Below are 10,985 nucleotides of genomic sequence, written 5' to 3'. Positions count from 1 at the left end.
ACGAACCTAACATTCTCCATTTCCTTTTTTTTACGAAAAAAGAAGAACAGTCCCGAACAAGCCCTTTTTGTATGTCAGGATCACCGTCATCGCCCGGTCGAAGGAAATCAGCCTGAAATAGGACCTTCCCCTTGAAAAGTGGAACCCGTCCGCCGGAAAGATGCAGGACAGCGGAGCCTAGGGCCAATTGGTCAACTGAAAGATAGAGACCACCAGGGCAAGGCTCCATAAGGTCCACGAGGACCTGCTAAAGGAGGTACGTATCGTTACCGCCGATACGGTCAAGGAGCGTTACCTTGGCAGCGATGTAACCCATAATACCTTGGCGGGACTTTTGGACTACCACGACCAGAAGATGAAAAAGGTCTTGAAATGCGGCACGATTATATAGTTCACTTACCATGGCTCCGTTTCCCATTGTCCAAAGGAAGAAGATCCGGCCCGGGACGCTTTGCATAACCAGGCTCGTAGGCTCGCTCTTTTTATAAAATCTTTGCCCGGCCCGCACCTTGATAGGCCAGGGACCAAAGGGAGCCGCTAAAGGCACTATGGGAAGTATAGGGTAATATAATAGACGTTATTAATTTTAAAAGCGATGAAGACCTATGCCGTGGACATGGTCTTGTGTAATTATTTGGAATTGAATATATTGTAGTTCTATAATTGCTGATAGGGTATCATTGATAATACACGATACTGGGAAGAAATCGTATGATTACTGTGAAGCTGACATTATTTACTGCAGATGGGGAAGAGCGCATCGCCATTGACTTTGCCAATGAAGATTCCGTACGATTACATCTGGGAAAACTTCCCGATGTAAAGTGGTGTTCGCTACAGCGGACTTTTTATATAGGGCACTCGGGACAAAATAAAAGAAAAATATTCAAGCATTTAAGGAAAATAAATTGCTATGTGGACTATAGTGGTCTGAAAAGTAAGGCACCGATAAAAATCATTGAAAAGCCCATTTGTTTACCGGAATTGGACGGGCCTCAGTTGGAGGATATCCATAAGTTCAAAAAATGGTTGCGGCAGAGGAGACTGAGCGAAAATACCATCAATACCTATATTGAAGTAACAACTTTTTTTGTTAGGTACGCTAAATTAAAGAATACCGACGACATGGGTAAGCGGCTGATCGAATCTTTCAATTATGACTTCATAGTAAGGCGCAACAAATCTATTTCCTATCAGAACCAATGTATTAGCGGCATAAAGAAATACCTTTTTTATTTAGGTAAAAGGGTCGATGAATTTCACTTGGAAAGGCCACAAAAGGAGCGAAAACTACCTGTAGTGCTAAGTATGGAAGAGATAAAGCGGCTTTTCGAAGTAATTACAAATATTAAACATAGAACTTTATTAAGCCTTATTTATTCTGGCGGATTGCGGGTAGGGGAGGCCATTAACTTAAAAATCAGGGATATCGATAGTAAACGGATGCTAATTCATATCAAGGGGGGCAAAGGGAAGAAGGATCGGTATACTTTGCTTTCCGAATCTTTTTTGCGGCTATTAAGGGACTACTATAAGATTTATAGGCCCAAGGAGTATTTGTTCGAAGGGCAGGGCGCTGCAAAATATTCTAGTGCCAGTGCACAGAGAATACTTAAACATGCGGTTGAAAAAGCGAGAATAAACAAAAGGATTACGTTACATACTTTAAGGCACAGTTTTGCGACCCATTTGTTGGAAAATGGTACCGACATCAGGTATATACAAGAACTGCTTGGACACAACAGTCCCAAAACCACGATGATCTACACCCATGTATCGAACAATAGTTTAAGTAGAATAAAAAATCCTTACGACAATATTTAAATTAAGAATTAAATTGCATTCTTATATAGTAAATAAAAAGTGAAAAATAATAGTGATAAATTAAACCGTAACTTCCGCATATCACGCCAGATTGGTAGGATATAAGACGGAATGTTCCGCATATAAACAAGTTGTAGCCAATGCAGAAAAACATTACGCATAATTAAATAATAGCATAAATTAATAATTATCTTTGAGCAAATCTTAAACCTGAATGAATAGAAGCAAATATTTTGAATACATAGATGAGAAAATTCATATACTTGCTCATCGAATACAGACAAAAGGAAAACTAAACATCCTTAATCTTCACTTGCATTCAGAGAATTTCTATCTTCATTTTTTTAATTTATTATATGGTTATGAGCTAATTAATTTAAATAGCAACACTCAGAATGTTGAAGCTATTGATTTGATAGACCATAAAAACAAAATAATTTTCCAAGTATCATCTACTAGTACTAAACAAAAAATAGAAACTACTTTAGCAAAAGATATTTTCAAAAAATATAAGGGTTATAGGTTTAAGTTTATTTCAATTTCAGTAGATGCAACAGATTTAAAAACTAAAACATTTTCAAACCCTCATTCAGTAATTTTTGACCCTAAGAATGATATCTTCGATATAAAGACGATTTTAAATGATATCCTCACAAAAACAATAAAAAGTCAAAGAGAACTCTATGAATTCATAAAAGATGAATTAGGAGGAGAAATTGATATAATAAAATTAGATAGTAATTTAGCAACTATAATAAATATCTTATCCCTCGAAAAATGGGATGATTCACATATTGACGACAATTCTAATAGTTTTGAAATAGAAAGGAAAATTCAATTTAATGAACTTGATGAAGCAAGAGAAGTAATTGAAGAATTTTGTGTCTATTATAAAAAAGTAGATGAAAAGTACACAGAATTTGATTTATTAGGTGCAAATAAAAGTAACTCAGTTCTAAATTCAATAAAAAAGGAATATAGAAAACTAAAAAAAACAGATAACAAAGATGATATCTTTTTTAACACTATAGAAAACATTAAAAACAAAATTCTGATTAGCAATAATCTAAACAACATACCTATTGATGAAATTGAATTGTGTATTGACATTTTAGTTGTCGATGCATTTATCAGATGTAAAATTTTCGAAAACCCTAAAGATTACAAATATGTTACTACCTGATAATATTCATCCAGAAAATAGCATATATTTTAATGCTTCGCTAGTTTTAGAAACTCTGCAAGAGTTTGGCAAACTAGATATGCTTGATTTATATCAAAACGTAACTAAAAATAAAAAAATGTCATTTCCAGTTTATATATTATGTCTAGATTGGCTTTATATAATTAATGTAGCTGAAATAAATCAAGGAGACGTAAAATTATGTTCTTAAAATCACTTCAAATAATTAATGGTAAGAAATCCTCTGTAATTCGTGAGATTCCATTCCGCAGTGGAATAAATTTAATTGTAGACGAAAGTGAAGAAAGTATTACAGGTAATAATATTGGAAAAACAACTGTTTTAAAACTAATTGACTTCTGTTTCGGAGCTAACAAGAATAATGTATGGCAAGACCCAGAAAACCCAAAAGAAGTATATGCTCTAGTAAAAAACTTTCTAATTGACAATGAAGTTCTAGTTGTACTTACTCTATCAAATTCATTAGATTCAAAAGAAGAAAATGAAGTTGTAATAGAGCGCAACTTTCTTAGTGCACAGAAAACAGTTATTAGACGTATTAATGGTCAACAATATATAGATGAAGAATTTGAAAATGCGCTAAAAGAATTATTTTTCCCAAATTTAGTAGCAGAAAAACCAAGTTTTCGACAAATCATTTCGCATAACATTCGATATAAGGATTTAAGTATTAATAACACCTTAAAGACATTGGATAAATTTACTTCCGATGCCGAATACGAAACGCTATACTTATATCTTCTAGGTTGTGAGTTTAATGAAGGAAATCAAAAACAAGGAATACTTCAAAATATACGACAAGAAGATAATTTTAAAAAACGGTTAGAGAAATTTCAAACAAAATCAGCATATGAGACTACATTATCTCTCATTGAAAACGATATTGAGGAATTAAATGTTAAAAAGTCTAAGCTAAACCTAAACGAAAATTTTGAATCAGATTTGAACAAATTAAATGAAATCAAATATGAAATCAACAAATTAAGTTCCGAGATAAGTAAAATAAATATTAGAAAGGAATTAATAATTGAGGCAAAAAATGATTTAGAAGCACATAAGTCAGAAATTGACCTTCCACAACTTGAACAAATTTATAATCAAGCAACAGATATATTAGGAGAATTACAAAAATCTTTTGAAAATATGGTAAACTACCATAATCAAATGATTACAGAAAAAGCAAAGTTTATCAATAATGAACTACCTAATTTAGAGCAAAAACTTGAGCAAAAACACAAACAACTAGAAGTCTTATTAAGCAAAGAATCAAAATTATCTAAATTGATTGCTAAAAGCGATTCATTTGAAGAATTAGAACTTTTGATTAGTGAATTAACTGAGAAATACAGAATAAAAGGAGAATATGAAAATACAATTCAACAACTTCAAGAAGTTGAAGACAATCTGAACTCTTATAACAGTGAACTAAAAGAAATTGATGAAGCGCTGTTTTCCGATGAATTTGAAGAAAAGGTAAAAACTCAATTAAACAAATTCAACAAATATTTCTCATCAGTTTCTGAATACCTTTATGACGAGAAATACGCATTAAAGTATGAGAAAGTAACAAATAGAAAAGGACAGCGATTATATAAATTTTCTGCTTTCAATACAAATTTTAGTTCAGGCAAAAAACAAGGAGAGATTTCTTGTTTTGATATCGCCTATATTCTTTTTGCTAGAAATGAAGAAATACCAAGTATGGATTTTCTATTGAATGATAAGAAAGAACTAATGCACGACAATCAATTAGTTAAAATAGCTCAGTTTGTAAATGAAAATAATATTCAATTTGTTGCGTCAATATTAAAGGACAAATTACCTGTTGAATTAAATAATCCTGACAACTTTATATTGGAACTATCAGAAGATAACAAACTCTTCCGTATTGAAAATAAATAAAAGCACTGGCTACAATAACTAAGCATTCGTGCGGTCGGTACGACCGAGCATGAATGTGGTGTTGAACTACACCGGGTCTTTGTCCGCGTTGTTCCCTATGGGTATTGATATGTATCGGGAGGGGAATTTGAAGTGGCACCTGTGTGGATACCTTTACGGTCAGTGTGTTTTTTGACTCCGTTCGGATGTTTTCTACTATCCTAAGCCTTGAATTTCTATTGCCGATGAGCACTTTTTATCAGAAACGGTCACTTTGGGCCATAGGTTTCCCCTACGGCCATTACGCCGTTCCGGCCCGGGGGTTTCTATCCTGTTCTTTTATCTTGGCGATCCAATGTCCGGGCGGCCCTCTGCCGTCGAACATAAAGACCGTTACCAAAATGCCTTCATTACAGCTGGGACACCTTCGGTGCAAGATCGGCGGTGATTCTTGTTTTGGTGGTGGCTGCCCCATTTCCGCCATGAGCAGCGGTAGTACCGTTTTCTTTTTCGTACTACTTAAAATACCATAGTGGCGTATACGTACAAAACCCTTGGGCAGGACGTGCAGACTAAAGCGCCGTATGAATTCCGCATCACTTAGACCAAGTAGCTGCTTTGCGCCCCCTTTTTTATAATCCTTGGCGGTAAAAATTACCTTGCCGTTGGCAATTGATCGTATCCTGTGATTGCCGATCGCTATCTTATGGGTATAGCGCCCCAAGTATTCCACAACATATTCAGGGTTTGCAAAAGGGCGTTTGGCATACACTACCCAATCTTTGGCGAAGAGTCTATCATAAAATGACCGGGGCTGGTCAAACTCCTTTCCGATGTTTTCCACAAAACGTGCCCTGAAGACCTTGCTCATTGCCTTTACGGGAAAAAGGTACTTGCCCTTGTTCTTGGCATACTTCCATTTTCCATTGGCGGTAAGGCCGCCTCCGGGAACGATACAATGTAAATGCGGGTGCAAACTTAGGTTCTGGCCCCAAGTATGCAGTATGGCGACCATGCCCGTACCGGCTCCAAGGAACTTGGGGTCGGCACCAAAATCCCGTAAAACGCTCCATGCGGTCTTGAATAATATAGTGTATACCTGTTTCGGGGCGTAAAGGCAGAGTTGGTTCAGCGTGTCCGGCAGGGTGAACACCACATGGAAATAGGGCACGTTCAGCAGTTCCTTTTCCCTTGCCCGTATCCATTGTTCGCGTTTGTGCCCTTGGCACTTCGGGCAATGACGATTGCGGCAGCTGTTGTAACTTAGGTGTAGCCGATCGCACCGCGGGTCGTTGCAACGGTCTATATGACCGCCAAGTGCGGCGGTTCTACATTTGCGCAGGGCATGCAGGGTACGCAGTTGCCAAGAGTTGCCGGTATACCGTGTCAACAGTTCCTCGTTACGTTCCAATACATCGGCCACTTGATATAGGGGCCGTGCCATTACCGTGGGCCGTATAACTTTTCCAAGGGACTGAAAACAGCCGTTTTGCCGATCCGCGATACGTGCAGGTACACCATGGTGGTCTGTATGTCCACATGGCCCAAAAGGTCCTTTAGGCTCATGATGTCCATACCCATTTCCAATAAATGCGTGGCATAGGTATGGCGCAGGCTATGTGTGGTTACTTCTTTTAGGATACCGCTATGTTGCCGCGCCTGTTTCACCACCCATTGCACCCCATTGGGCGACAGACCCACGGACTTGCCCGATTTATCATTGCCATTAAAAAGCCATTGTATGGGATGTTCCGAGTCTAGATAGCTTTGTATACCACGTATCAGTAGATCACAAAGCGGTACGTAGCGGTCCTTGCGGCCCTTGCCCTGACGGATATGGAGCTGTTTCCTATCCATATCGATATCCTTGATATACAGGTTGCGAAGCTCGGCATTGCGAAGTCCACAGCCGTAGAGCAGGGCCAATAACAAACGGTGTTTGTGTAGCTTGGGTGTTCTTAAAAGTAGTTTTACTTCTTCCCTGTTCAGTACTACCGGTAGTTTCTTCGGCCGTTCTATCGAGGGCAGGGCTACCCGGTGCCCGGGCAGATCATAGATGCGGTACAGATAGCGGAGGCCATAAACGGTATGCTTGAAGAAGCTGTCCGATGGGGTTTTGTGCCGTCTTTTTTGGTAGTGCAAATAATCCAGCACCTGCTCCCTGTCCAATGACAAGGGACTACGGCCAAAATGCAGGGCCATATGGGAAAGACAGCGCGCGTAATTGGTAAGGGTACTTCGGCTCTTGCCGGACAGTTCGACCGAACGTTCCAGCTTACGGTAGTTAATAGCGAACTCAGGGACCATTTTACAGGCCCGTTCGATCAGGGTACTACTTTTTTTTCATAATTTACATCTTGAGGATTGAACAATACTTAAAGGTAGTGAACGGTTTTTTCTTGAAGCTACCTTTAGGTTTAGTTCAACATTATATATAAAAAATAGCGCAAGTCTTTGCTAACACTAAGGTTTGAGCGTTTTTGGAAAGTCGCCAAATTTTCAAATTTGACGATTACCCCAAAATAAAATTAATAGTAAAATTTAAAAATTCGGCTTGTGTGTAATCCAAAAAGTTGTCGCTTATTTTCAGCGCTACTTTTCATATACGAGACGTTCTACGCAATTTAAACAACCATTAAGAATATGAATAAAACAAGAGAAAACTTTATTTTAAAATTGTATTCGGCAACCTTAACAGCAGTTTTAGCTTTTGCCATTTTATCAGCGTTTAAAACTGAACAAAAAAATAAAAAATTCGATGAAATTACAGTTGAAAGAATTAATATAATAGAACCTAATGGAGATTTAAAAATGGTCATCAGCAACCAATCAAAACAACATTCTGGAATGTTTAACGGAGAAATGTTATTTGGAGAACGGGAAAGACCAGCTGGAATTATTTTTTTCAACGAAGAGCAAGACGAAGTTGGCGGAATACTATTTCAAGGAAACAAAAAAGACGGCTCGTCTTGGATTTTATCTGTTGACCAATATAAGACCGACCAAATTATGCAAATGCGTTACTTAAAAAACAATGAAGGAAAATCGAGATATGGTATCCAATTTTGGGATAAAGACGAAAATTATACGATGCCTATAATTGCTAAAAAAATTGATTCTTTACAGAAAAAAGGTCTTTCAATGCAAGAAGCTATCAAAGTAATCAAAAAAGCAAAAGTTGGAGGACTAATTACAGCCGAAAGAATGTTTATCGGCAAAACGTCTAACGAAAACGCTGGGATTTTTATTCAGGACCAAAAAGGAATCGACCGATTAAAAATATATGTGGACAATCAAAACAATCCAAAAATAGAAGTGCTAGACGAAAAAGGAAATACAATAAAAAATTTGGCTTCGGAATAAAAACTGCGTAGAATAACTAAGCATTCGTGCGGTCGGTACGACCGAGCATGAATGTGGTGTTGAACTACACCGGGTCTTTGTCCGCGTTGTTCCCTATGGGTATTGATATGTATCGGGAGGGGAATTTGAAGTGGCACCTGTGTGGATACCTTTACGGTCAGTGTGTTTTTTGACTCCGTTCGGATGTTTTCTACTATCCTAAGCCTTGAATTTCTATTGCCGATGAGCACTTTTTATCAGAAACGGTCACTTTGGGCCATAGGTTTCCCCTACGGCCATTACGCCGTTCCGGCCCGGGGGTTTCTATCCTGTTCTTTTATCTTGGCGATCCAATGTCCGGGCGGCCCTCTGCCGTCGAACATAAAGACCGTTACCAAAATGCCTTCATTACAGCTGGGACACCTTCGGTGCAAGATCGGCGGTGATTCTTGTTTTGGTGGTGGCTGCCCCATTTCCGCCATGAGCAGCGGTAGTACCGTTTTCTTTTTCGTACTACTTAAAATACCATAGTGGCGTATACGTACAAAACCCTTGGGCAGGACGTGCAGACTAAAGCGCCGTATGAATTCCGCATCATTTAGACCAAGTAGCTGCTTTGCGCCCCCTTTTTTATAATCCTTGGCGGTAAAAATTACCTTGCCGTTGGCAATTGATCGTATCCTGTGATTGCCGATCGCTATCTTATGGGTATAGCGCCCCAAGTATTCCACAACATATTCAGGGTTTGCAAAAGGGCGTTTGGCATACACTACCCAATCTTTGGCGAAGAGTCTATCATAAAATGACCGGGGCTGGTCAAACTCCTTTCCGATGTTTTCCACAAAACGTGCCCTGAAGACCTTGCTCATTGCCTTTACGGGAAAAAGGTACTTGCCCTTGTTCTTGGCATACTTCCATTTTCCATTGGCGGTAAGGCCGCCTCCGGGAACGATACAATGTAAATGCGGGTGCAAACTTAGGTTCTGGCCCCAAGTATGCAGTATGGCGACCATGCCCGTACCGGCTCCAAGGAACTTGGGGTCGGCACCAAAATCCCGTAAAACGCTCCATGCGGTCTTGAATAATATAGTGTATACCTGTTTCGGGGCGTAAAGGCAGAGTTGGTTCAGCGTGTCCGGCAGGGTGAACACCACATGGAAATAGGGCACGTTCAGCAGTTCCTTTTCCCTTGCCCGTATCCATTGTTCGCGTTTGTGCCCTTGGCACTTCGGGCAATGACGATTGCGGCAGCTGTTGTAACTTAGGTGTAGCCGATCGCACCGCGGGTCGTTGCAACGGTCTATATGACCGCCAAGTGCGGCGGTTCTACATTTGCGCAGGGCATGCAGGGTACGCAGTTGCCAAGAGTTGCCGGTATACCGTGTCAACAGTTCCTCGTTACGTTCCAATACATCGGCCACTTGATATAGGGGCCGTGCCATTACCGTGGGCCGTATAACTTTTCCAAGGGACTGAAAACAGCCGTTTTGCCGATCCGCGATACGTGCAGGTACACCATGGTGGTCTGTATGTCCACATGGCCCAAAAGGTCCTTTAGGCTCATGATGTCCATACCCATTTCCAATAAATGCGTGGCATAGGTATGGCGCAGGCTATGTGTGGTTACTTCTTTTAGGATACCGCTATGTTGCCGCGCCTGTTTCACCACCCATTGCACCCCATTGGGCGACAGACCCACGGACTTGCCCGATTTATCATTGCCATTAAAAAGCCATTGTATGGGATGTTCCGAGTCTAGATAGCTTTGTATACCACGTATCAGTAGATCACAAAGCGGTACGTAGCGGTCCTTGCGGCCCTTGCCCTGACGGATATGGAGCTGTTTCCTATCCATATCGATATCCTTGATATACAGGTTGCGAAGCTCGGCATTGCGAAGTCCACAGCCGTAGAGCAGGGCCAATAACAAACGGTGTTTGTGTAGCTTGGGTGTTCTTAAAAGTAGTTTTACTTCTTCCCTGTTCAGTACTACCGGTAGTTTCTTCGGCCGTTCTATCGAGGGCAGGGCTACCCGGTGCCCGGGCAGATCATAGATGCGGTACAGATAGCGGAGGCCATAAACGGTATGCTTGAAGAAGCTGTCCGATGGGGTTTTGTGCCGTCTTTTTTGGTAGTGCAAATAATCCAGCACCTGCTCCCTGTCCAATGACAAGGGACTACGGCCAAAATGCAGGGCCATATGGGAAAGACAGCGCGCGTAATTGGTAAGGGTACTTCGGCTCTTGCCGGACAGTTCGACCGAACGTTCCAGCTTACGGTAGTTAATAGCGAACTCAGGGACCATTTTACAGGCCCGTTCGATCAGGGTACTACTTTTTTTTCATAATTTACATCTTGAGGATTGAACAATACTTAAAGGTAGTGAACGGTTTTTTCTTGAAGCTACCTTTAGGTTTAGTTCAACAACGTATATAGCTCATAGCTAATTAGTTGTTCAATCGAAGTTAAGGCATATTTGGAAAGTCGCCAAATTTTTAAATTTGACGATTACCAATGAAAAAAATAAATAGTAAAATTTAAAAATCTGGCTTGTGCTGCATCCGAAAATAATTTTCTAATTTGCACGCTACGAGCCATATACAAGATCGTCAGACTGTCTCAATACTTAAAGATAGCTTTACCTCGCAAGGTTCGATATTCCTTATCTTTAAGTATGGAGTATCAACAGAAACAATCCCGTACCCAGCTTACCCTCTACACCACTTGTCTGGAC

At 39.9% G+C, this 10,985-nt stretch carries 10 protein-coding genes; 5 read left to right on the top strand and 5 right to left on the bottom strand.

Annotated elements, in window-relative coordinates:
* Nucleotides 1-247: 247 nt before the first annotated feature.
* Nucleotides 248-457 carry a hypothetical protein gene (locus tag B4Q04_RS20070; RefSeq protein ID WP_123772404.1) on the bottom strand — a complete coding sequence of 70 codons (210 nt, stop codon included), beginning with the start codon at nucleotides 455-457 and terminating at the stop codon, nucleotides 248-250.
* A gap of 254 nt (nucleotides 458-711) precedes the next feature.
* Here B4Q04_RS20070 and B4Q04_RS20065 point away from each other — a divergent pair, with 254 nt between their 5' ends.
* The 4 genes from B4Q04_RS20065 to B4Q04_RS20050 all read left to right on the top strand — a co-directional run bounded on the left by B4Q04_RS20065 (nucleotide 712) and on the right by B4Q04_RS20050 (nucleotide 4,930).
* Nucleotides 712-1,824 (top strand): tyrosine-type recombinase/integrase, encoded by a 1,113-nt coding sequence (locus B4Q04_RS20065; protein WP_013994519.1) that lies wholly within the window; start codon nucleotides 712-714, stop codon nucleotides 1,822-1,824.
* Between the two features lie 214 nt (nucleotides 1,825-2,038).
* Nucleotides 2,039-3,007, top strand: a complete 969-nt coding sequence (locus B4Q04_RS20060; protein WP_088697855.1) for an ABC-three component system protein — start codon at nucleotides 2,039-2,041, stop codon at nucleotides 3,005-3,007.
* Entirely contained in the window at nucleotides 2,994-3,218 is a 225-nt protein-coding gene (locus tag B4Q04_RS20055; RefSeq protein WP_088697854.1) for an ABC-three component system middle component 6, read from the top strand. Before B4Q04_RS20060 ends, B4Q04_RS20055 begins: the two co-directional genes overlap by 14 nt.
* Nucleotides 3,209-4,930 carry a DUF2326 domain-containing protein gene (locus B4Q04_RS20050; RefSeq protein ID WP_088697853.1) on the top strand — a complete coding sequence of 574 codons (1,722 nt, stop codon included), beginning with the start codon at nucleotides 3,209-3,211 and terminating at the stop codon, nucleotides 4,928-4,930. Before B4Q04_RS20055 ends, B4Q04_RS20050 begins: the two co-directional genes overlap by 10 nt.
* A 280-nt stretch (nucleotides 4,931-5,210) precedes the next feature.
* Here B4Q04_RS20050 and B4Q04_RS20045 read toward each other — a convergent pair whose 3' ends face one another.
* Nucleotides 5,211-6,353 (bottom strand): IS91 family transposase, encoded by a 1,143-nt coding sequence (locus tag B4Q04_RS20045; RefSeq protein WP_088697852.1) that lies wholly within the window; start codon nucleotides 6,351-6,353, stop codon nucleotides 5,211-5,213.
* A complete protein-coding gene (locus B4Q04_RS20040; protein WP_236631060.1) occupies nucleotides 6,353-7,216 on the bottom strand; it encodes a tyrosine-type recombinase/integrase in 864 nt (287 codons plus the stop codon). The genes B4Q04_RS20045 and B4Q04_RS20040 overlap by 1 nt, the downstream gene beginning before the upstream one ends.
* Nucleotides 7,217-7,552: 336 nt before the next feature.
* Between B4Q04_RS20040 and B4Q04_RS20035 the strand changes: the two genes are divergently transcribed.
* Nucleotides 7,553-8,272, top strand: coding sequence for a hypothetical protein (locus tag B4Q04_RS20035; protein WP_088697851.1), 720 nt, complete (start codon nucleotides 7,553-7,555; stop codon nucleotides 8,270-8,272).
* A gap of 278 nt (nucleotides 8,273-8,550) precedes the next feature.
* Here B4Q04_RS20035 and B4Q04_RS20030 read toward each other — a convergent pair whose 3' ends face one another.
* Both B4Q04_RS20030 and B4Q04_RS20025 read right to left on the bottom strand, forming a co-directional pair.
* Nucleotides 8,551-9,693 carry an IS91 family transposase gene (locus B4Q04_RS20030; RefSeq protein WP_088697850.1) on the bottom strand — a complete coding sequence of 381 codons (1,143 nt, stop codon included), beginning with the start codon at nucleotides 9,691-9,693 and terminating at the stop codon, nucleotides 8,551-8,553.
* Nucleotides 9,693-10,556, bottom strand: a complete 864-nt coding sequence (locus B4Q04_RS20025; protein ID WP_236631060.1) for a tyrosine-type recombinase/integrase — start codon at nucleotides 10,554-10,556, stop codon at nucleotides 9,693-9,695. Before B4Q04_RS20025 ends, B4Q04_RS20030 begins: the two co-directional genes overlap by 1 nt.
* Between the last annotated feature and the right edge of the window lie 429 nt (nucleotides 10,557-10,985).

The sequence above is a fragment of the Zobellia sp. OII3 genome (assembly GCF_002211465.1).
GTDB lineage: Bacteria > Bacteroidota > Bacteroidia > Flavobacteriales > Flavobacteriaceae > Zobellia > Zobellia galactanivorans.
This window is presented reverse-complemented; position numbering and strand designations above follow the sequence as displayed.